Annotated in this window: 10 protein-coding genes; 7 read left to right on the forward strand and 3 right to left on the reverse strand. The window is 62.3% G+C overall.

Annotation, left to right across the window (positions count from 1 at the left end):
* Nucleotides 1-157 precede the first annotated feature (157 nt).
* Nucleotides 158-1,738 carry an AsmA family protein gene (locus CHB87_RS05145; RefSeq protein WP_245817821.1) on the forward strand — a complete coding sequence of 527 codons (1,581 nt, stop codon included), beginning with the start codon at nucleotides 158-160 and terminating at the stop codon, nucleotides 1,736-1,738.
* 4 nt (nucleotides 1,739-1,742) lie between these two features.
* On the opposite strand, the gene CHB87_RS05150 is transcribed toward CHB87_RS05145, so the two are convergent.
* Nucleotides 1,743-3,350 carry a uroporphyrinogen-III synthase gene (locus CHB87_RS05150; RefSeq protein WP_245817822.1) on the reverse strand — a complete coding sequence of 536 codons (1,608 nt, stop codon included), beginning with the start codon at nucleotides 3,348-3,350 and terminating at the stop codon, nucleotides 1,743-1,745.
* 236 nt (nucleotides 3,351-3,586) lie between these two features.
* A complete protein-coding gene (locus tag CHB87_RS05155; RefSeq protein WP_089407274.1) occupies nucleotides 3,587-4,435 on the reverse strand; it encodes a hypothetical protein in 849 nt (282 codons plus the stop codon).
* Between the two features lie 587 nt (nucleotides 4,436-5,022).
* On the opposite strand from CHB87_RS05155, the gene CHB87_RS05160 reads away from it, so the two are divergent.
* The 5 genes from CHB87_RS05160 to CHB87_RS05180 all read left to right on the forward strand — a co-directional run bounded on the left by CHB87_RS05160 (nucleotide 5,023) and on the right by CHB87_RS05180 (nucleotide 13,780).
* Complete coding sequence (locus CHB87_RS05160) at nucleotides 5,023-6,789, forward strand: NirA family protein (protein WP_089407275.1); 1,767 nt, start codon at nucleotides 5,023-5,025, stop codon at nucleotides 6,787-6,789.
* A 2-nt stretch (nucleotides 6,790-6,791) separates the two neighbouring features.
* Nucleotides 6,792-8,576, forward strand: coding sequence for a sulfite reductase subunit alpha (locus tag CHB87_RS05165; RefSeq protein WP_089407276.1), 1,785 nt, complete (start codon nucleotides 6,792-6,794; stop codon nucleotides 8,574-8,576).
* 26 nt (nucleotides 8,577-8,602) lie between these two features.
* Complete coding sequence (locus tag CHB87_RS05170) at nucleotides 8,603-10,240, forward strand: DmsC/YnfH family molybdoenzyme membrane anchor subunit (protein ID WP_089407277.1); 1,638 nt, start codon at nucleotides 8,603-8,605, stop codon at nucleotides 10,238-10,240.
* A complete protein-coding gene (locus CHB87_RS05175) occupies nucleotides 10,237-12,417 on the forward strand; it encodes a molybdopterin oxidoreductase family protein (protein ID WP_089407278.1) in 2,181 nt (726 codons plus the stop codon). The genes CHB87_RS05170 and CHB87_RS05175 overlap by 4 nt, the downstream gene beginning before the upstream one ends.
* 124 nt (nucleotides 12,418-12,541) lie before the next feature.
* On the forward strand, nucleotides 12,542-13,780 hold the full coding sequence (locus tag CHB87_RS05180) for a nitrate/nitrite transporter (protein WP_089407279.1): 1,239 nt from the start codon (nucleotides 12,542-12,544) through the stop codon (nucleotides 13,778-13,780).
* 78 nt (nucleotides 13,781-13,858) lie between these two features.
* On the opposite strand, the gene CHB87_RS05185 is transcribed toward CHB87_RS05180, so the two are convergent.
* Nucleotides 13,859-18,178, reverse strand: a complete 4,320-nt coding sequence (locus CHB87_RS05185; protein ID WP_089407280.1) for an NHL domain-containing protein — start codon at nucleotides 18,176-18,178, stop codon at nucleotides 13,859-13,861.
* 645 nt (nucleotides 18,179-18,823) lie between these two features.
* On the opposite strand from CHB87_RS05185, the gene CHB87_RS05195 reads away from it, so the two are divergent.
* Entirely contained in the window at nucleotides 18,824-22,525 is a 3,702-nt protein-coding gene (locus tag CHB87_RS05195; protein WP_176441599.1) for a TonB-dependent receptor, read from the forward strand.
* Nucleotides 22,526-22,569: the final 44 nt, after the last annotated feature.

Genomic DNA, 22,569 nt, shown 5'->3' on the forward strand with positions numbered 1-22,569 from the left:
ATGAAAGAGTTCTAATTTTGAGACGTCTTCAGGTGTGGGCCGATCCATCTTGCATGCCCTCGCCGAACGATCGCGAAGGGTACGCATGCTGGAAGAGCCGCAACAGACCTCAACGAAGGAACAGGAGCCTCGCCGGTCCGGTAGACGCAGGTTCTGGATGTGGGCCGGGATCGTCGTTCTGCTGCTTGTGGTAGGGCTGCTGGTCGCGGTGGAGGTGGTCTTTCAGCGCGCGGCGCCGATCCTGAAGGGCCGCATTCTTGAGACGTTGAGCACGCGCTTCGACGCGAAGGTCGAACTGGATACCTTCGACGTCTCGGTGCTGAAGGGGCTCGAGGTCTCGGGCGGCGGGCTGCGCATCTACCCGCCGAACGACGTCGTTGCGGCAGGCTGGACGCACCCGCTCTTCACGGTTGGAAGCTTCCGCTTTCGCACCAATCTTCATGGGCTCTTCGAGCATCCGACGCGTGTCGGAAGCGTCTACGTCGGCGGCCTCGTCATCGACATTCCTCCACGCGAGATGCGCCGTCCCGTGGAGCATCAGGACGGGAATCGCAAGCGCGGCAAGATCAAGATCGCCGTCGATGAGATTCTCTGCGAAGATTCGCAACTGATCGTCGAGACGCTGAAACCGAATAAGGAGCCAAAGGTCTTCCAGCTTAAGCATATCGAGCTGCGCCACGTGGGTCCCGATCAGCCCTGGGCCTACGACGCGGTGCTGGTGAATGCGATTCCTCGCGGCGACATCCATGCCTGGGGCGGTTTCGGCCCGTGGGTGACGGAGAGTCCCGGCGACTCTAACCTTACCGGCCGCTATACCTTCGATAAGGCCGACCTGAATACGATTCGGGGTATCGGCGGGATGACCTCGTCGACCGGAACCTTCCATGGCATGGTCAATCACATTGCGGTCGATGGCGAGACCAGCACGCCGAACTTCTCGCTCGACAGCGCCAATCATCCCATGCCGCTTACGACGAAGTTCAACGCACTGGTCGATGGCACGACAGGCGATACGTATCTGCAGCAGGTGACCGCGAAGCTGGGCGGCACGAGCTTCACGACGCAGGGCGCGATTGTCAATATCAAGGGGCAGGGGCACGATATTCAGCTCGATGTGCAGGTGCCTGCAGGCCGCATCCAGGACTTCCTGCAGCTTGCGGTCAAGACGAATCCTCCTGTTGTGACGGGCGTCTTCAGCACACGGACGAAGCTGCACATTCCGCCCGGCAAGCAGCGTGTGATGGAGAAGCTGACGCTGCAGGGAAACTTCCGGCTGCGCGGCATTCACTTCACCAATCCAAAGTTCGAAGACAAAATCGACATGCTGAGTCTGCGCGCGCAGGGCGATCCGCGGGACGCCAAGCCTGGCGCGCAGGATGTGACGTCCCAGATGGACGGCGCCTTCACGCTGAACAACAGCCGTTTCAACGTTTCGAAGCTGGTCTATACATTGCCGGGCGCGCACGCGAATCTCGATGGCGTCTACTCGCTCGATGGCGAGCAGTTCGACTTTCACGGGCAGGTGTTCACGCAGGCGAAGATCTCGAAGATGGTGGCTTCGGGCTGGAAGTCTTTTCTTCTGAAGGCGGTCGATCCGTTCTTCAAGGGCGAGAACGGCGGCTCGCAGATTCCGGTGCACATCAGCGGAACGAAGTCGGAGCCGAAGTTTGGTCTCGATCTTCACTACAAAGATGAGTCGAAGATCAACGCTGCGGCGGATAAGAACAAGGCGAAGTAAAGGATTACAGCGTGCGCGCGAGCTTCGGCTCAGGCTCTGCCGAAGAGCGTTTCAGATCGTCGCCGAGCAGGATGGCGTCGGCGATCTCTCGCATGGAGCGGCGCCGCGTGCGGCTTTCGCGCTGCATCCGCCGATAGGCTTCGTCTTCGGTCAGGCCAAGGTCGCGCTGCAGAATGCCCTTGGCGCGATCGACCGCCTTGCGGGTTTCAAGCCGTTCGGCAAGCTGGACGTTTTCGGTCTCGAGCCGCGTGCGTTCAATCTCCGCGCCGACCAGAAAGCCGAGCATCGAGACCAGTCGAACCTCGCTGGCGGAGTGCTCGTAAGAGACGCGATGCTGCAGGTTGATCACACCGACGACCTTGTTCGCACAGACGATCGGCGTACAGAGAATGGCCTCGAAGTCGTCCTCCGGTATATTGCGAAAGATGACGAAGCGTGGATCCTTCGAGGCCTGGGCAGAGATGGCGACTGGCTCGCGATGTTCCGCGACCCAGCCCGTGATGCCTTGCCCAAGCTGTACGCCGAGATGATCGACCAGATCGGCGTGCGGGTTCTTCGAGGCGCGCAGCACGAGCTTGTCCTGGTCGAGCACGTAGACGAAGCACGAGTCGCAGGGCACCATCGCGCTGACGAACTCGACGATGCTGCCCAGTACGACGTGGAAGGAGTCGGCCGCGGCGATGCGGCTGCTGATCTCATGCAGGAAGTCGATCGAGCTGAGGCCGTCGCGAAAGCCGGCCATGGTGGGGGTCGACGGCGCCACCTTGCGAACGGGCGTGGCCGGCGCGGACTTACCCGTGGTCTTCACCACCGGCTGCGGCGAGCCGGAGCGCTTCTGCTCCAGCAGTTTACCCGCGTACTGCGCCGCCTCATTGACAATGAAGCCCATCTTTGGCCGCGAAGGTTCGAAGTCCGGCTCGATGCCATAAAGCTTCAACTCCTCGGTGGTCGTGGGGCCGATGGAGACGACAACCACGCCGGCCAGGCCCGCGCGCAGGCCGTCGACGCAGCCCATCTCCTCCGCAACCTTAAAGAGGTGAATGACCTGTACCGCGGTCATGAAGAGCAGGATGTCGACATTGCGGCTGGCGATGCCCAGCACGCACTCGCGCAGCGGACGCACGTCTTCGGGCAGCGCCCACTGGTAGACGGGCACCTTGGTCAGCGATTCGCAGCGTACGGTCAGTTCGGCGAGGAACTCCGGGTTGGACGCGCCGTACTCCTGCACGGCGACACGCATGCCGCCCAGCGAGTCGCCGAAGCGGTCTTCAAGCGCACGCATCATCTCGCGCCAGGTGGCGGGTTCGGCGGCTGAGCAGACGACCGGCACCTGTACATCGCGCAACGCGGCGACTGGCTTAGGTCCGCGGGCTGCGACCTTCACCTGGCGAAGCGCGTTCAGAAAGCTCTCGCGATCGTAGCGGGTGGCGACGATATCGAGCAGCGCGCGCACGCCGACTCCGGTGAAGAAGATGACGAGGTCGAAGTTGCCGGCCATCAGGCCGTCGGCAAAGTCCAGCGCATCCTTGTTCGATTCGAGCGGCGCCTCGCGCATGGAAGGCACGACAAAGGGCTCTCCGCCATAGGTGCGGATGAGTTTTGCCACCTCCATTGCGCGGCGGGATTCGAGGGAAAGCACTCTCAGCCCGTTGAAACTTGCATGCGCCAAGTGCGTGCTCCGGCCGTTTGAGTTTGGGTCCATTTCCGCGTCGGCGAACCGCGCTTCCGAAGCATTCAGCCCGGAAGCGCCGTCCGCAGGCGATTGAAATTGACCTGTTGTTCACGAGTCTAGCGGCTGAACGCACGAAGCGCAAAGAGAATCGGTGAGCCGTATTTCATCGACCGAAATCAGAAGACGAAACGTGTGGTCACAACGATTGCGTGGTTGTAAGCGTGAAACGGCGATGTGGCGATCTGCATGCCGGCGCCGAAGTTGACCGAAAGCCGATCCTTCGGATTCTTGCGCAGTTTGAACTTGCTGACCATCAGACCGGGCGTGACGAAGGTCTGGTTCTTGCCGTCGTTCGGCCCCAGGTGAAACCAGGTGGAGTTCAGCTCGACCTCGGGCCACAGCTTCCAGATGCGATACTGCGCCACGGTGTTCCAGGCGATGGTGCGTCCGATGGTGTGAATGTTGCCGATGGGCAGGTTGCCGCCCAGCGCCGACTGCACATCGAACCGCTTATAGCCCTTGCCCACGATCAGGTTCGGAGTGTACGTGTTGCGCAGCACGCCGTTTTTGTAGCTGCCGGTCGCGCCCGAGGCCGCAAGCTGTACGGCGACCGAGTAATTGTGATGCTGCTCATTGCTGGTAAAGGGCCGATACTTCAACACCATGGAGAAGTCGCCCGCGCCATCGAGATTCTTGACGTTGCCGTACGCCGGATTGTTGTGTTCGATGTAGGGCGGTATGACGATGTCGACTTCGGTCTTGTAGTAGGGGATGAGCTGAAGGCCTTTGTTATCGCCCCAGATGTCCGTCTCGCCGTGCGTCGTCGTGATCTGGCGCGCGAACTCCGGCTTGATGAGCTGGGTGACGATGGCGGCGGGTGTGATGACTGGCACTACCCAGCCGGGCTGCTCGGCGGAGGTCTTGCGAACGCGGTCTTCCCATTTCGTGAAGAGATTCTGCGCGCTGCACAGAACGGCAGCGAAGGTTTGGACGGCGAGGACAGACACAAGGACAAGACGCTTCATGGAAGGCTCCGAAGTGGTGCTGGAAAGAGGACATGACGGAACGGCCCGGCCGGATGCGGCGGGACTCGACTGGAACGCGCAACATCGCAAGAGCAGGGGTGACTGCCGGGACGGACGCAACGGTAGATGAAGGGGGCCAGCTCAGGCGTAGAGCGGAGGTATCCGATGCGAGACCGGAGAGGGACACGTCAGGGTGTCACCTTGATGAAGTGCGGATGAGTGTTTGTAACATGGCGTTCAACCTTCCGCAAGCGGGAACTTTCACCGCCGGGATCCATGTGCGAATCGTATGCGGGCGATGGCCCGCAGAAAAATCGCTTGCGGCGGAACGGCGACGGAGGTAGTATCTGAGTCGCCGAAGAAAATATTGAGATTTTCGTTCGCGTCCCTTCGCCCAGGCACCGTGCCGTGTCCTTCGGGTTCCCAAGATGTTCATCATGCTCCGTGAAGAGCCATGAGTTTGCCGTCGCTTTTGACGGTTTGAATCTGGCCTCCGCGCATCTGTACGCAGCATCTTCGCTGTCGTCGCAGTTGCATGAATCTCCTGCATATCTACCGGGTAACCCTTCATTTCAAGGAACATACGCATGGACTCCACCACGCTTTCAAACGCCGCCGCAGACTTTACCGCCGAGCAGAAGGAGTATCTTCAGGGCTTCTTCGCCGGACTCGCCCAACGTGGGCTGCTGCCCTTCGTCGGACAGACCGCGACCGGCCAACTGACGGCCGATCCCGCATCCGGCGTGGCGAATCAGGCAGCCGTTTACTTCGGCACGCCGGTCGAAGATCTTTGCAAGGAAGAGCGTTGGAAGTACGAAGAGAACGCGCTCGACATCTGGGACAAGCTGCTGGCGCATGCGAACGAAGACAAGGCGCCCGCCGCGGACGACCTCTTCCGCTTCAAGTTTCATGGACTCTTTTACGTGGCGCCTGCGCAGGACTCGTTCATGCTGCGGATGCGCGTCCCGGGCGCCATCATGACGTCGCACCAGATGCGTGGACTGGCCGCAATGGCCGCGGACTGGGGCTCCGGGCGCGTCGACATCACCACGCGCAGCAACCTGCAGATCCGCGAGTTTCAACCGCGCCACATCGTCCGCGTGCTAAACATGCTGCGCGAACTGGGCATGACCTCGCGTGGCGCCGGTGCGGACAACATTCGCAACATTACCGCCTCGCCCATCACGGGCATCGACCCGCTGGAGCTGATCGACGTCGCGCCGCTCGCCGACGCCATGAACGCCTACATCCTCAACTCGCGCGACATGTACGGTCTGCCACGCAAGTTCAATATCGCCTTCGATAACGGCGGCGCCATCAGCGTGGTGGCGGATACGAACGATATCGGCTTCGTCGCGGTGGAGGTGAAGGACGGTCACGACGTTCCGGAGGGCATCTACTTCCGCGTGCTGCTGTGCGGCATCACCGGGCACAGGCAGTTCGCGACGGACTGTGGCCTGTTGCTGCGAGCGGATCAGACGGTCTGCGTGGCTGCCGCGATGGTCCGCGTCTTCAGCGAAAACGGCGACCGCACCGACCGCAAGAAGGCGCGGCTGAAATATCTCGTCGATAAATGGGGTGTGGAGAAGTTCCTCGAAGAGACGGAGAAGCGCCTTGCATTTCCGCTTATCCGCTTCGCCGCGCAGGACTGCGAGCCACGCCGGGAGATCGACCGCAAGGCGCACATCGGCGTGCATCCGCAGTCGCAGCCGGGGATGCACTACATCGGCGTATCGGTTCCGGTGGGGCAGCTTCCGGCGTCACAGATGCTTGCCGTTGCGTCCATTGCCGATCGCTTCGGCTCCGGCGAGATGCGCCTGACCGTATGGCAGAACCTCATTCTTCCCAACATCGCGAGCGAGTCCGTGGAGGCAGCGAAGCAGGCCCTCCTCGATGCGGGTCTGCAGTTCGAGGCCGGTACCGTGCTGAACGGAACCGTCGCCTGCACCGGCAACAAAGGTTGCAAATACGCGGCTGCGGATACGAAGTCGCACGCGGTCGCTTTGGCTCGCATGCTCGACGAGCGCTTCGCGATCGAACAGCCAGTGAACCTGCACGTGACCGGCTGCGCACACTCCTGCGCGCAGCACTACATCGGCGATATCGGCATGATGGGCGTGAAGGTCGGTGGGGAGGAGGGCTACCAGGTGCTGATCGGCGGCGGCTCGGATCGGGATCGGGGGCTTGGCCGCGAACTGATTCCCGCCATCAAATTTGCCGACCTTCCTCCTGTGATGGAGCGGCTCTTCGGCGCTTACACCATGTCGCGCGCAGACGATGAGAGCTTCCTTGAGTTCACACGTCGCCACGATATCGCAGAGCTTCGCTCGCTCTGTCTCGCGGAGGGCAAATAGCTATGTCGACTACCGTCCCGTTCATTCCGGAGTCAGCGCCATTCACGCCCGAGCAGCGCGGCTGGCTCAATGGCTTTCTCGCCGGTCTGCTCTCCGGCGCCCCCGCGCCTGTTGCGGCTTCGGGGATCACCTCGTTGAAGGTGGCCGTGCTGTATGCCTCGCAGTCGGGCGTTGCCGAAGGACTCGCGCGCAAGGTCGCGAAGGAGTTGAAAGCCAAGGGGCACGCTCCATCGCTTGCCTCGCTCGAAGCGTTTGAGCCTGCAGCGCTGGCTGCTGAGGAGCATGCCGTAATCGTTGCAAGCACCTATGGCGAGGGCGATCCGCCGGACAGCGCGAAGAGCTTCTACGGCCGGCTCTGCATGGACGACGCTCCTCGTCTCGAAGGCCTGAACTACTCCGTGCTTGCGCTTGGCGATAAACACTATGAACAGTTCTGCAAGTTCGGCATCGACCTCGATGCGCGGCTGCAGTCGCTGGGCGCGAAGCCCATCCGCGAGCGCGTGGACTCCGACGTCGATACGGACGAGCCCTTTGCACACTGGAAGTCCGAACTGCTGGCGCGTCTCGATGCTCTTGCCGGTGGAGTCGCCGCCGCGCCGGCGACACCCGTTGCGAGCAAGACCGATGCTGTTCCGGAGCGCGCGCAGGTCCACACGCGCGAAACTCCATACCTCGCGCCGTTGGTCGAAAAGTATGCATTGAACAAGGGCGATTCGAGTAAGCAGACGCTTCATCTCGCGTGGTCGCTCGCCGGCTCCGAGGTCTTCTACGAAGCGGGCGATGCACTTGGCGTCGTCGCGCAGAACGACCCGTGTCTCGTGAGCGACATCCTCGATGCGATGAAGTTGAGTGGTGAAGAGCATGTCGAGATCGGCGCCACGAAGACAAGCCACACCGGCTTTATGCCGCTGCGCGAGGCGTTGACGCATCATCTGCAGATCTCGCGGCTCAACCGGCGCATGGTGGAACTCTTCGCCAATGAAGGCCGCATCGTGCGCCTGCTCGATCTGTTGAAGTCGGAGCGCCAGACGGAACTCGATGCGTACCTGTGGGATCGTGGTCCGATCGATCTGCTTACGGAGTATCCCGGCGTGCTGCATGTCGCGCAGGAGCTGGTCGCGATGCTGCCTCGGCTGACGCCGCGTCTCTACTCCATCTCGTCGAGTCCCGCTGCGCATACGGCTGAGGTGCATGCCACCGTGGCGGTGGTGCGCTATCGCTCGCACAATCGCGATCGAGGCGGCGTCTGTTCGACGATGTTTGCGGATCGCACCAGCGCAGGCGATCGCCTGCCCGTTTACATCCAGCCCAACAAACGCTTTCGTCTGCCGCGCCGGCAGGATGCGCCTGTGATCATGATCGGTCCTGGCACGGGCATCGCGCCTTTTCGCGGTTTCCTGCATGAACGCAGGGCAGTTGGCGCGACGGGGAAGAACTGGCTCTTCTTCGGCGACCGCAGTGCGGCCACGGACTTTCTGTACGAAGACGAACTGACCGCGATGCGGAAGGATGGCCACCTCACGCGGCTCGACCTCGCTTTCTCGCGCGATCAGGAGCGGAAGATCTATGTGCAGGACCGGATGCTCGAGCAGGCGCCCATGTTCTGGCAATGGCTCGAAGAGGGTGCGAGCATCTACGTCTGCGGCGACGCCTCGCGCATGGCCAAAGATGTCGACGCTACCCTGCATGCCATCCTGCAGCAACAGGGCAGGCTCGACGCTGAAGGCGCACGCGAGTATGTCGACGCCATCAAAGAACAACAGCGTTACCACCGCGACGTTTACTGAGCTTCCATCGAGAGAGAAGGTCCGAAGTGTCTTTACCCCTGCATGAACGCGCAGCCGATGGCAGCGACCCGATCGTACGCATGACGCTTGCGGATCTCGGCAAGCCATTCGACGTCAAGACGTCAGCGACGGTGGTCACGTCGCTGATTCCCGCGCGCGCACTCGAGGAGGACGAGCAGTATCGCTTCCATTTCGACGTGACGAAGTGCATCGGTTGCCGCTCCTGCGAGGTGGCGTGCAACGAGCAGAATGGTAATCCGTCGGACATCCGCTGGAGGCGCATCGGAGAGATCGAAGGCGGCGTCTATCCCGATGTGCTGCGGCACTATCTCTCGATGGGTTGCAATCACTGCCTCGACGCCGAGTGCGTGAAGGGATGCCCTGTCGAGGCATATACGAAGGACCCGGTCACAGGCATCGTGCTGCACTCGGCGGACGCATGCATCGGCTGCCAGTATTGCGTATGGAACTGCACGTATCAGGTGCCGCAGTTCAACGCTGAGCGCGGCGTCGTGGGTAAATGCGACATGTGCCACGGCCGGCTGACTGCCGGCCTGGAACCGGCTTGCGTCAACGCATGTCCAGAGGCGGCGATCGAGATCGAGATCGTCAATAAGACCGCATGGCGCAAGAACTTTACAGCGGCCGAGTCACCTGGGTTGCCGGCCGCCATGCACACTCTTTCGACGACGCGCCTGACTTTGCCGGAGTCTGCCACGAAGCTCGAGCGCGTCGACGCGGGACATATCAGGCCGGAACACGCGCACCTCTCGCTGGTCTTCATGACGACGCTTATACAGGCAGTTACGGGCGGCCTGTTCTTCGCACTGATAGCGCATGGGTTGACGCCGTTGTTCCTGACGATGCTGCTCGGCATCACGGCTATTGCGTTGAACATCTCTGTCTTCCACCTGGGACGTCCTGCCTATGCATGGCGTGCGGTGAAGATGTGGCGGCGTTCGTGGCTTAGCCGTGAGGTTCTGTTCTTCGGACACTTCTTTGGCTCGCTGGCGATCTGCACTGCCTTCGCGTGGGCGATGGTCTTGCCTGCAACGCTCTACACCTCGCCGTTCCTGCGCACGCTACAGACCTGGCCACACGCCGCTCTGGCGCTGACGTGTCTTGCTTGGATCACCGTTGGCTTCGGTTGCGCAGGAACGATCGCCAGCGCCTTCATCTACCTCATTCCCGCGCGACCTTCGTGGAACATGGTGCACACGCCATTCGACTTCCTGTTGAGCGGTCTGCTTATCGGAGGGACGTTTGCGTTTGTACTGCAGATGGTTACAAATTGGATGGCCACTCTGCCGATGCTGCAGGGATGGCCCCTGGCCCACGCTGGGGCCGTCTATCCGTTCTGGCCTGTGGTCGTGGCGGGTCTTCTCTGGATGCTGAATCACGTGGTGCGCCTGGTGCGTCTGTCTCGGTCGCCTCTGTTTGAAGGCCGCGCTTCGATCATGCTGCTGAACCGGTCGCCTCTGCGTGCTTTCCTGATCGCATCCTTCGTCTTTGCGCTCGGGTCATGCGCCCTCGCCCTGGTTAGCTCGGTCACGCTCTCATGCCTCGCCGCGTTTCTCTGCGTGCTGCTGGCGCGTTATCTCTTCTTCGTCTCCGTCGTTCCGTTGAACATGGCGCTGACCTTCACACGCGGAGGACATGCATGAGTATGCTGACAAGCATCAAGCGTGCGCTCGGCATCGACACGCGCCAGGAAGACTATACCTTCACGAAGGATCCGCGATTCGGACACATCGCGACCGCGCGTGTCGCGGAGAAGTGGGTGAAGACAACTTGCGGCTATTGCTCCGTTGGGTGCGGCATGTTGGTCGGCGTGAAGGATGGCAAGGCGGTTGCGGCGCGTGGCAATCCCGATCATCCCGTTAACCTCGGCAAGCTCTGTCCCAAGGGGTTGAGCGAGCATCACGTCCTCGACGCGCCCGGCCGCGCCACGCAGCCGTTGCTGCGCAAGGATGGCAAGCTAGTGCCGGTCTCATGGGACGAGGCGCTCGATGTCATGGTGGAGAAATTTACCGGCATCCAGGCGAAGTATGGACGCGAGGCTCTTGGCGTTGTGGGCACGGGTCAGTTGCTCACCGAGGACACGTACACGCTGGGCAAGCTCGTGCAACTGGGCTTCGGCACGCGCAACAACGATGGCAACACGACACTCTGTATGGCAAGCGCGGTCAGCGGCTATAAGCTTTCGTTCGGCAGCGACGGTCCTCCGGGATCGTATGCAGACATGCAGGCTGCCGATGTCATTCTGCTGATCGGCGCGAACATTGCGGACAATCATCCGATTCTCTGCCATCGTCTGGATCGCACGAATCGCAAGGGGGAGATGAAGCTCATCGTCGTCGATCCACGTGTGACCAAGACCGCGATGATGGCGGACATTCATCTCCCGGTCAAGCCGCGCAGCGACATCGCACTCATCAATGGCATCGCTCACGTCCTGATACGCGATGGACTTGTGAGCCATGATTACATCGCTGCGCATACGGACGACTATGCGGAGTTTGCGACCTTCGTCGAGCAGTTCACGCCGAAGCACGTCGCCGCTGTCACAGGCCTGAGCGAGGCGCGCATCGTGGAGGTCGCTCATCTCTATGGCAACGCAAAGGCCGCGTTCATTGGCTGGACGATGGGCGTCAACCACTCGACACAAGGCGCGATGACCGTCGCGGCGATCAACAATCTCGCGCTCATCACGGGCCATATCGGACGCGGCGGCGCGGCGCCGTTTTCGATCACCGGGCAATGCAACGCGATGGGCACGCGCGAGACTGGCTTCACCTCATCGCTGCCAGGCTATCGCAAATACGAGAACGCCGAGCACCGCGAAGAGCTAGCGAGGCTGTGGGGGATCGATGTCGATCGGATACCGAGCGCACGCGGCATGGCCTATCCGGACATCATCGAGGGAGCGGTGGCGGGCAAGATTAAAGCATTGTGGTTCGTCGCCACCAACCCCGTCGTGTCGTTCCCAAATTTCTCCGTCCTCGACCAAGCGCTGCGCAGCGTGGAGTTCCTGGTGGTGCAGGATGGCTTTCATCCCACACCGACGAGCGACTACGCGCATCTTGTCCTGCCGGCGGCGATCTGGGGCGAGAAGGAAGGCACGTACACGAACTCCGAGCGTCGCGTGAGCAAGGTGAACGCCATCGTCACGCCGCCCGGCGAGGCGCGTCCGGATTTCGACATCTTCCTCGCCATCGCCGAGCGGCTTGGCGTGCGCGATGAACTTTATCCCGGTTGGACGACGACGGCCGACGCGTTTCGCGAGTGGCAGCGCGTCTCCGCCGGTCGCATGTGCGACTACAGCGGCTTCACCTGGCAACAGCTTGAAGACGAGGGCGGCGCACAGTGGGGCGGCGAACGGCTTTATGCCGACGGAGTTTTCCCCACGGCGACCGGCCGCGCGAAGCTGCACTGCGTGCCGTGCCTTCCGTTCGCCGAGCAGCCGGATGGAGAATACAACTTCGTGCTCAACACGGGCCGTACGGTCGAGCACTGGCATACGCGCACGAAGACCGCGAACATCGAGATGCTCGACACGATGGTTCCGCAGGCGTGGCTTGAGATGAACCCGGTGGATGCGGCGCAGTTAAAGTTGAAGGCGCACGATCGCGTCACGGTCGTCTCGCGCCGCAGCGCGGTGAACAACCTGGAGCTTCGCATCACGGGCATCGTTGCTCCAGGGCAGGTCTTCATGCCCTTCCATTTCTCCGAGACCAACTCAAATCTGGTCACGCTCGGCGCCTTCGATCCGATCTCGCGCGAGCCGAATTTCAAACAATGCGCGGTGCGCGTTGAAAAATTTTCCCAGACGCTGATCTGAGCCAGCTCCGTCCACGCCGCCGGAGTTGCAAGATCAGTCGATTTGTTGAACCGTGACGTTCAACCTGGGCGGCGCAATGATGTAACTCAATCGATTACAAATTTTTTCTGCACAGGAGAAGACCATGGCGAACTATAAGATGTTTATGAAATCCGGTCATCCGCCGACGCTGCTGGCGGCGTTTCTTTATTTCGATTTCAGCTTCGCGATCTGGGTGCTCAACGGCGCGATGGGGCCGTTCATCAGCGAGCAGTTTCACTTGTCGCCACAGCAGATTGGGCTCATGGTCTCGGTGCCCACCTTCGCGGGCGCGCTGATGCGCTTTCCGCTGGGTGTGCTCTCGCAGTACATCGGACGCAGGAGCGCGGCGATCGTCGAGATGTCGGCTATCGTCATCGCGCTCATGTATGGTTTTTTCTTCGTCCACACATTCAATAACGTACTGGCGATGGGAGTCTTGCTGGGTATCGCGGGCGCGAGCTTCGGCGTGGCGTTGTCGCTTGGATCGGGTTGGTTTCCAAAGCAGTACAAAGGGCTTGCGATGGGCATCGCGGGGGCGGGGAACAGCGGTACGGCGCTGGCTGCGCTCTTCGCTCCGCGGCTGGCGATGCACTTTGGCTGGCAGCATGTGTATGGCTTTGCCGCGGCGATGATGCTGCTTCCGCTCGGCGTCATGATCGTCTTCGCCAAGGAGCCGCCGGATATCGAGCACCAGAGCCTGAAGGATCATCTGCGCTGCCTGGTGGAGGCGGATGGCTGGTACTTCAACCTGATCTACGTCATTACGTTTGGCGGCTTCATTGGACTCTCCACGTTCCTGCCGTCGTTCTACTTCAGCCAGTTTCACATGTCCAAGGTGCAGGCCGGAAGCTACACGGTGCTGGCGACGTTGACCGGCAGCGCGACGCGTGTGATCGGCGGATACTTTGCGGATCGCGTGGGCGGCATCACGACGCTTTCGGTAGTTTTTCTTGTCGCGATTGCCGGACTCTTCGGCCTCATGGCGACGCCTTCGCTGCTTGTAACAACGTTGCTCTTCATGCTATGCTTCGCGGCGCTGGGCGCGGGTAACGGGGCGACGTTTCAACTGGTGCCGTTGCGCTGGCCGTTGACGACCGCGATTGCGGGCGGCATGATCGGCGAGATTGGCGCGCTGGGCGGCTCGATTCTGCCGAATGTGCTGGGCTATTCGAAGCAGCATACGGGCAGCTATCGCGCGGGTTGGATCGCGTATGCCGCATTGGCCATCGCGGTGCTGCTGGTGCTGCGCGTCGTGTCTCGGTCGTGGACGAAGACGTGGGTGGGCAAGGGCGGGCGCGCTCTGGCTCCGGCGGAGGAGGAGACTCTGGAGCTTGCCGCCTGACTCCATGAGTGTATGGAACGTAAGAAAGAAAAACAAAGGGGCAGCCCGAAGGCTGCCCCTTTTGTCGTTCGGTTGAGCTTACTCCTGTCCCGCGATGCCCTTCGAAACGGTGAAGGTCACGGGGATGTTGGCCGATGTGCTCTGCGGCCCGGTCGCCGTGATCGTGACGTTGTAGACGCCGGTGGGTGTGAGGTTCGCGCCAGCCTTCGCGTTGAAGCAGCCGGTCATCACCACCGAGCTGCCGGCCAACAGACCGAACAACGCGACTGCAGTGAACAGGTTGCTATGACGCATGCGCTTGCGGAAGCCGAACATGCCGGCCAGGCTCAGCATCAGCATGGGCCAGCCAAGCACGGTGGCCAGGGCAGCCTTGCTGCTCCGCGCGGGACGAACGTTCATGCCGGTGGTCTGTGCGGGGTTGGTGCCGGGCGCGATGTCCGTCCAGAGGGTGACCTGAACCAACTGGTAAGCAGGGGTCAGGGCGGTCGGGGTAAAGGTGAGGCTGGTCGGGCTGAACGTGCAGACCGAGTTCACCGGCATGCCGCTGCAGGCGAAGGTCATGGCGCCGCTCAGGGTGTTGGTTGGAGTGACGACCAGCTCTTCGACCGAGGTCGAGCCCTGTGCCGTACCCACAGCCGCAGCGCCGGCCTGCGCCGAGGAGCTGCCCACTCCGCCGACGCCGTTATACGCCAGGCTGAAGCTCGCCACGTCGGCCGTGATGACCAGCGTGATGGTGGAGGTGGAGGTCGCATAGTTCTGGTCGCCCTGGTACTGCGCCTGCAACTGGTAGGTGCCTGCGGCGAGACCGAAGCTGTTGGTGGCGTCGCTGATCGACGCGACTCCGTTGGCGAGGGTTGCGGTGCCGAGAAGGGTCGTGCCGGCATAGAAGCCAACCTTGCCCGTCGGGATGTCGCTCGTCGATGCGGACTTCACCGTGGCCTTGAGGACCAGCGATGCGAACTGGTAAACAGGGCTCGGGGTTGCGGTCACGGTCGTGACGCTCGTGCCCTGCGAGATGATGACGGGCAGGGTCGCGGCGGTGCTTGCGGCATAGTATCCGTCGCCGCTATACACCGCGACGACCGAGATCGTGCCGACGCTCTGGCCACCGATGACTGCCGTTGCGACGCCCGTTGCAGAGACGGTCGAAGCCACGCCGACCTGGGTGCCGTTGACGTAGTACGCGACCGTACCCGTCGGGATGCAGGACGGCGCAGCGGTATTGCAGGATGCAGGCACGACGGTCGTCTGCAGCGTGAAGGAGACCGCGTACTGCGGGTTGCCGGTTGCGGGTACGGTGACCGTCGTGGTGGAGGTGGTCTTGGTCAGGGTTGCGCCAGTGCCGGAGAGCGAGAAGGTCGGCGCCGGGCTCAGGGCAGGGGTAGTCGCCGATTCGGTGTAAGTCGCGGAGACGGCTCCGAGTGCGGTCGGTGCAAACTGCGCTGTGAGCGTGCAGGTGCTGGCCGGGGCGAGCGTTTGATCGGCCGAGCAAGTGCCCGACGTCGATCCGCCCAGCGTGAACGAACCCGTGGAGCCGGTGGAGGTGAAGATTGAGGTCGTGGTGGTTGGGCTCAGGAGCACCGAAGCCGCGCCGGTGGAGGTCTCCTGAATGGCGAGCGTTGCGCTGGTGGTCCCCGGCACGGTGCGTGCGAAGGTGTAGGCCAGCGAGCCGCGCGCGACGTTGAAGGCGCGGTTGTTGCCGGAGTCGAGCACCGTCAGCGTGCCCGCGCCGTTCGAGACGACGCCGGCAGGCGACGACAGCAGCACAGCCGTGGCAAGGCCCGGCAGCGTGCCCGTGCCTGCGTTGTTCAGCGTGCCGACGACGGTGCTCATGTTGCCGGAGGCGTTGATGAAGCGAATGGCGCTGTTGCCCGCATCCGCGATGTAGACGTCGCCCGCGGCGTCGACGGTGATACCGGTTGGACCGTTGACCTTGGCGCCGGTCGCCGTGCCGCCGTCGCCGCTGAAGCCGGCCTGGCCGTTACCGCCGATCAGCGTCACGTAACCGGTGGCGGCCACGATCTCGCGGATCTCGTTGTTGCCGGTGTCGGCGATGTAGAGGTTCTTGCCCGCATCAACCGCGATGCCGGTCGGTCCGTTGAAGGTCGAGGCTGGGCCGAAGCAGTTGTTGCCGAGCGAGTCCGGCGTCTTGGTCGTGCCGAGCAGGTTGGCCGTGCAGACCGTGCCGCCGCCGGCGATCAGCGAGGCATAACCGCTGACGCTCAGCTCGCGGATGAGGTTGTCGCCGGTGTCGGCGATGTAGATGTTGCCGTCGTTATCGGCGGCGACGCCGGTGGGCGAGGAGAACTTCGCCGCCGTGCCCAGGCAGCCGTCGCCGAAGGTGTCTGTCGCCGCGGTGCAGACCGCGCCGGTCGTGCCGCCATAAGTCGAGATGAAGCCGGTGACCGGATCGATGCGGCGGATGACGTTGTTGCCGGTGTCGGCGATGAAGATCGCGCCGCTGCGTGCGACCGCTACGCCCTTCGGAGCGGAGAGTGTTGCCAGGGTTGCGACCGCGCCGTCGCCGCCGTAGCCCGCCGTGCCCGTGCCCGCGATGACGGTCGCCGTGCCGGAGATGCTGTAGCGTACGACGCGGTTGTTGCCTGTATCGGCGATGTAGGTGTTGCCGGCGGAGTCTTGCGCGATGGCGAACGGGGTCTTCAATGTGGTGGAGAGGCTCGCGGTCGTGCCGGGATCGATCGCAAGCGCTGCGACCGTGCCGACGCCGCTGACGCCGAAGGCCGCGGACTGACCGAGCAGGGAAGTCGCGGTCAGCAGAGCCTTCTCCGCTCCCGGAGCGGTCGGCTTGTAGGTGACGACGACGAGGCAGTCGGTCGTCGTATCCGTGTTGGTGGTGCAGGTGCTGCTCGTCACCGTGAAGTCGGTATTGCCTGTGATGGTGAAGGCGTTGGCTGCGGCGGCGTTATCGCCCGCGCCAAAGTGGACCTGCAGCGTCTGGGCGAGCGAAGCGCCGGCCGCTACAGAACCGAAGCTCTGGTTGGTGAAGACCTTGCGCAGACGCGCGTCGCCGGAGTCGCTGATGAGCACGTTGCCCAGACCATCGACCGCGACGCCCATGGCAGAGTTCGAGAGCAGCGTGGCCTGCGTGGCCGGGCAGCCGTCGCCGATCGTGTTGGACTTGGTCGAGCAGACGCCGACGGCGGTCGCGCTGCTGGGCACGTTGTACAGACCGGCGATCGGACGCATGTAGCCCGTCGTCGCGTCGACGAACCAGATGACGTTATAGCTATTGTCGGCGACGTAGATGTTGCCGCGTGCATCGAGCGTCAGTTTGCGCGGGTTGCCAATGGCGCTGGAGGTTGCGAGCACCTGCGTCCCGGCGACGTAGGCCGTGGTCGACGAGCTGCCGACGACGGTATAGATGTAGCCCGCCTGCGCGACCGCGCCGCCATTCGTAAGCGCGATCAGCTTGGCGACAGTTGCGCCGCCCTGGTAGATCACGCGGACGCGATTGTTGCCGAAGTCGCCGACGAAGACATTGCCGTTGGCGTCGACCTCGACGTCCTCGGGCGTGGCGAAGACGGCCGAGGTGGCCGGGCCGCCGTCGCCCGAGAAGCCCGAAGCGGCGGCGCTGCCGGTGCCGGGGTTGATGCCCGCGTAGGTGGTGATGATGCCGGTCGACCCCGAGACCATGCGGACAACATTGTTGCTGGAGTCCGCGATGTAGACGTTGCCGCTGGCGTCGGCCGCGACGCCGCGCGCCGCGAACTCCTTGGCCGCGGTGCTTGGGCCGCCGTCGCCTGCATAGCCGGAGGTGGCCGAGGCGGACTTAGCCGAGGTGCCGGAGACGACGCCGACGAGGATGGACATGATGCCGGTGCTGGCGCTGATCTTGTGGATCAGGTTGCCGGAGTAGTCCGCAAAATAAACGTCGCCATTCTTGGTGACGCTGATGCCGCGTCCCTTCACCAGGCCCAGCGTGTAGCCGCCGTTGGCGTTGCCGCCGGGCAGGTTGCCGCTTGTGGCCGGGACAGTGTTGTTGTCGTTCGCAAGGCAACCGTCGCCGTACTTATCCACCTGCGTGGTGCAGGAGGTGGTGCTGGAGCCGTAGCTTCCGGCGTAGACCGTGACGAGTCCGGTGCGGGCGTCGATTCTGCGGATGACGCCGGTGCTGCCGTTGTCGATGTAGTAGATGTTGCCCTGGCCGTCGACGCCGACGTCATGCAGGTCGGTGTTGTCGACAACCGAGCTCGAACTGGCGAGGCAGCCGTCGCCAAAGGTGTCCACGGCAAGCGCCGTCGTGCCGTTGCCGGCTGGGCAGGAAGCCTTTGCCGCCGGCGCAGTGCCGCCACCGGCGATGGTGTTGATCGTATAGGGCAGCAGATAGGGCGCGGTCGTCTGGGCGCCCAGTGGGGCAAAGCATGCTGATACGACCATGGCACACGCGAACTTCGTTGCTCTGCTAAGGGTGTTTCCTGCTACCTTCATGGCTCTACTCCAAGGGAAGTTCGAACTCGTTTTGCCCACAGGGGCGGGGACTTCGCCGGTCCGGCCGAAACCGGGTGCTGCATGACAGACTCTGAAGCGCGTCGATTTTGAAACGCATCGGCTCCGGAACGCATCCGCGGCTACCGTGGTAAGACCACTTGCGACATGTTGTGGAGAAATACCTGACCGCCGAAAAATGTATCGTTCTCGCTATACGGCTGTCAATGATCGTCTCGGTGTACTATTTTCAGTCGAAGAAATCCGGGCTGACCAGGTTGTCTGGTGATATGCTCAGTCGCGGCCGCAAAGTGGTCGACCAATCGCCTCAGAACCTGCCGGTGAAATCGGAAAATGTCAGGTACCGCTAACTGCCAGTGCGGGAATTGGCATGACAATCCCGAAATCGGCGCTATGAGGTGCAACCATTCAGGATCCCGACTTGACAGCCGTATGTCCAAGTCAGCATACTTTTTCGCGGTTGGATGTGGTCTGACCATTGATTCCTCAACATGAGTGGAGTAGGGCATGAAAAGCAACAGGCTTCTCGCGAAGCAGCGCGCTGTATCCGCGTCTAAAAGCAATCTTCGCTGCAACATGCGCGTCTCACTCGCGCTGCTCGCCGGGGCTATGACCCTGGCTGGCACGGCCCATGCTCAAAACACCGGCAGCGTCTTCGGATCGGTGCAGGACAAGTCCGGCGCGATCGTCCGCAACGCCACCATCACGATCACCGACAGCGTGCACGGCGTCACCCGCACGACGACCACCAGCGCCTCGGGCGAGTTCCAGCTTCCGTCGCTGCCCATCGGCGACTACATCCTGACCGTCTCCGCGCCGACCTTCCAGACTGAGGTCATCACGGACCTGAAGCTCGACGCCGACCAGAACATCAAGGAACTTGTGAAGATGTCGTCCGGCGCGGCGACTGACACGGTCACGGTGGTCGACGAGTCGGGCTCGGCCATCGACGCCAAGTCGGCGACCCTCGGCACCCTGATCGACCAGAAGATGATTGAGGATCTGCCGATCGACGGACACAACGTGGTGGCGCTCTCCGCGCTGCTCCCCGGCGTCGTCGACGTGAATGCGCCTTCGACCTTCACCGGCGACACCAAGGGGCCGACCTACAGCGCATCCGGCTCGCGCAACACGCAGAACCTCATGCTCTTCGACGGTCTGATGTGGAACAACCTGTTCTACAACACGGGTATCAACTACCCCTCGCCGAACGCCCTGCAAGAGGTCAGCGTCCAGCTCAACAACTACAAGGCGCAGTATGGACGCAACGCCGGTTCGGTCTTCAACGTCATCACCAAGAGCGGCACGAACACGTTCCATGGCGCGGTGTGGGACTACATGCAGAACCAGATGTTCAACGCGTCGGACTACATCACGGATATCAATCCCAAGGACAACATCCACCAGTGGGGATTCACGGTAGGTGGCCCGATCCTCAAGGACAAGCTGTACTTCTTCGGCGCGTTCCAGGACCTGGTCGGCAGACTGCAGACCACCGCATCCGCACTCACGCCCGGTTATGCCGAACGCGGTCTGCTGTCGGATGGCGTCACACCGCGCCCTTGCAGCTCGGCCGGCGCCTTCCCCGGACACGCGGCGGGCTGCGCCAGCTTCTTTACGGATACGGCTGTCGTGAGCAATGGCGTGCTCGTGGGCGGCAAGTTCATCAACCCGCTTGAAGTGGCCGGCACCAGCGGTTCTCAGGCACAGCCATCCGACGCGATCAATATGATCAATGCGGCCTATGCGCAGGCAGGCGGAACCGGCTCATCCCCGTGCCTCAACCTTCTGACGCAGGCGGCGAATTTCGCCTCCAACAATCCGTACGCCGGTACGGGCAAGGTGCAACCCACATACCTGCCGCTGGCCGAAGTGCCGAACGAGTGTCTGAACCCGGTCATGTCGGCGATCTTCAAGACCTTCGTTCCGGTTCCGGGCTCCAACGGCTCGGCTGTGACGACCTCACCCGCGCCCACCGGCGATAAGAACATCCTCGCGCGCCTGGATTACAACCCCGCCCCCCAGCACCGATTCGACATCCGCTACAACTTCATCCACTCGAACGCTCTGGGGCCGCAGGGCGTGAGCAGTGCCTCGCAGGGCGTCGCCGGATACGCGATTCTGAATAAGCAGGCGTATAGCAACTTCGGCAACGTCGGCTGGGTATGGGTCGTTTCGCCAACGATAGTGAACGAACTGCGGGTCGGCTACAAGCGGTTCGAAAGCACGCAGTATCCGCAGGACACGCGCACACTCAACACCTGCGTGCCCGGTTCGATGTTCTGCGGAAACTTCGTCGAGACCGGTCAGCCGACGCTGCCGGCCTTCAACTTTTCGAACGGCTTCGCGCTCGGCGCCTCGAACCAGGGCTATCAGGATGCGATCAACGAAAACGTGGAAATGTCGGAGAGCCTGACCTATTCGCGGGGCGCGCACACCTTCAAACTTGGCTATAACTTCCTCCGCTTGCAGTATCTGAACCGGCAGGACTACCCCGGTCTGCTCGGCTTCAGCTCGACCTTTACCGGACTCAGCGTGGCCGACGGTCTGATCGGCCTCGTCAACACGGTCGATGCGCAGAACCGGCTCATCCAGGGCGGAATTCAGCACAACGACTTCTTCTACCTCCAGGACGACTGGCGCCTCACCTCCAAGATGACGTTGAACCTCGGCATCCGGTATGAGCTGCCGTTCCAGTGGTTCGAACCGCACGGCCAGTCCGCAACCTTCAAACCCGGCCTGCAGTCGACCGTCTTCCCGCAGGCGCCCGGCGGCCTTGGCTTCCCCGGCGACAAGGGCGTTCTGCCATCGCTCGTCCCGACCGACTTCAACGGCTTCGCCCCGCGCGTGGGTTTCGCGTATGACACGACCGGCTCCGGCAAGCTGCTGGTTCGCGGCGGCTTCGGCATCTTCTTCGACGCGGTCAACGCCAACGTCATCGGCGTCGGCGAGCCGTACAACTTCAAGCTGCACAAGATTCTGCCTCCAGGTGGAGCTTCGGTTCCGCTGGCGACCTATGGCGCCAACGGCGGAGTGCTCACGCTGCCCGCAGCCTTCGATCCCAAGAACCCCGTCTTCGTCGCTCCCTACTCGATCTTCTTCCCGGATCCGAACTTCCGTACTCCGTATGTGCTGGCTGCGAACTTCGGCTTTCAGTATCACGTCCCGCGCGGCGGCGTCTTCGAAGCCAACTACGTCGGCAAGTTCGCGCGCAAGCTGACGGTGCCGCTCGACCTCAATCCCTCGATCTCGGATTGCAGTGGCGGATACTATCAGTCCAACCCGAACCTTTATTGCTCGCCGCTGTATCTCGGCGCGAATGGTCAGCCGGTCAACCCCAACGGCACCGCCTCCTCGAGCGCCAGCTCCACGCAGGCACGCGTTCGCTACGCTCCGTTCAACTATGGCGGGCAGGGAATCGTCGATATCCTGAGCGTCGGAACGGCCAACTACAACGCGCTGCAGGTGCAGTACACGCAGCGTGGCGGCAAGCTGCTGACCATCCTCAGTTCCTACACCTACTCGCGTTCGATCGACATCCAGACCAACGCGCAGACCACCTCGAACTCTGTTCCAAACGTCTTCAACCTCGCGTCCGACAAGGGGCCTTCGGACAGCAATGCAACGCACAACTTCACGCTGGGCTGGGTGCAGCGCTTCCCCAAGATCACCCAGGGATACGCGCCGGTGCGCGCTCTGCTGAATAACTGGATCTACAGCGGACAGTATCTCGCCCACACCGGCAAGCCCTACAGTGTGACCATCAACAACGATTCGGCGCTCGATGGCGAGTCGAATCAGCGCGCGCAAATTCTTCCGGGCGTCAATCCGAACCTGCCCTCCAACCGGCATCGCTCCGCCAAGGTGGCCCAGTACTTCAATCGCGACGCCTTCACCTATCCCAGCATCGGCACATTCAGCAACCAGGGCCGCAACTCCTTCGTCGGGCCGGGCTACATCATGACCAACATGACGCTGGGCCGGGACTTTCCGCTGGCTCGGATTCGCGAGGGCATGCGGCTGAACTTCCGCGCCGAGGCCTTCAATGTCTTCAATACGCCGAACCTGGCCAACCCATCCTCGCAGTTCTCCTGCACCACGACGACGACTTACACAACGCCCACGGGTGGCGGACGTGTGCTCGAGTCTTGTCCTGCGGCGGGAGGATCGTACAGCACGACCTCTCCCTTCGGAGTGGTGCGGTCGACTTACGGAAACAATGCGAATACCTCCACCAACGGACGCAAGATGCAGTTCGCACTTACGGTCTTTTACTAAGTTGAAGGTAAGCTGAAATGGAAGAGCGCAAAGCATGGGTTCAT

Source organism: Granulicella rosea (assembly GCF_900188085.1).
Lineage (GTDB): Bacteria > Acidobacteriota > Terriglobia > Terriglobales > Acidobacteriaceae > Edaphobacter > Edaphobacter rosea.

Bases quoted from the DNA above. Each gene is read 5' to 3' on its own strand.
- CHB87_RS05175 (WP_089407278.1), top strand. From the start codon at position 10,237: ATGAGTATGCTGACAAGCATCAAGCGTGCGCTCGGCATCGACACGCGC.
- CHB87_RS05145 (WP_245817821.1), top strand. From the start codon at position 158: ATGTGGGCCGGGATCGTCGTTCTGCTGCTTGTGGTAGGGCTGCTGGTC.
- CHB87_RS05160 (WP_089407275.1), top strand. From the start codon at position 5,023: ATGGACTCCACCACGCTTTCAAACGCCGCCGCAGACTTTACCGCCGAG.
- CHB87_RS05150 (WP_245817822.1), bottom strand. From the start codon at position 3,350: ATGGAGGTGGCAAAACTCATCCGCACCTATGGCGGAGAGCCCTTTGTC.
- CHB87_RS05195 (WP_176441599.1), top strand. From the start codon at position 18,824: ATGCGCGTCTCACTCGCGCTGCTCGCCGGGGCTATGACCCTGGCTGGC.
- CHB87_RS05165 (WP_089407276.1), top strand. From the start codon at position 6,792: ATGTCGACTACCGTCCCGTTCATTCCGGAGTCAGCGCCATTCACGCCC.
- CHB87_RS05180 (WP_089407279.1), top strand. From the start codon at position 12,542: ATGGCGAACTATAAGATGTTTATGAAATCCGGTCATCCGCCGACGCTG.
- CHB87_RS05155 (WP_089407274.1), bottom strand. From the start codon at position 4,435: ATGAAGCGTCTTGTCCTTGTGTCTGTCCTCGCCGTCCAAACCTTCGCT.
- CHB87_RS05185 (WP_089407280.1), bottom strand. From the start codon at position 18,178: ATGGTCGTATCAGCATGCTTTGCCCCACTGGGCGCCCAGACGACCGCG.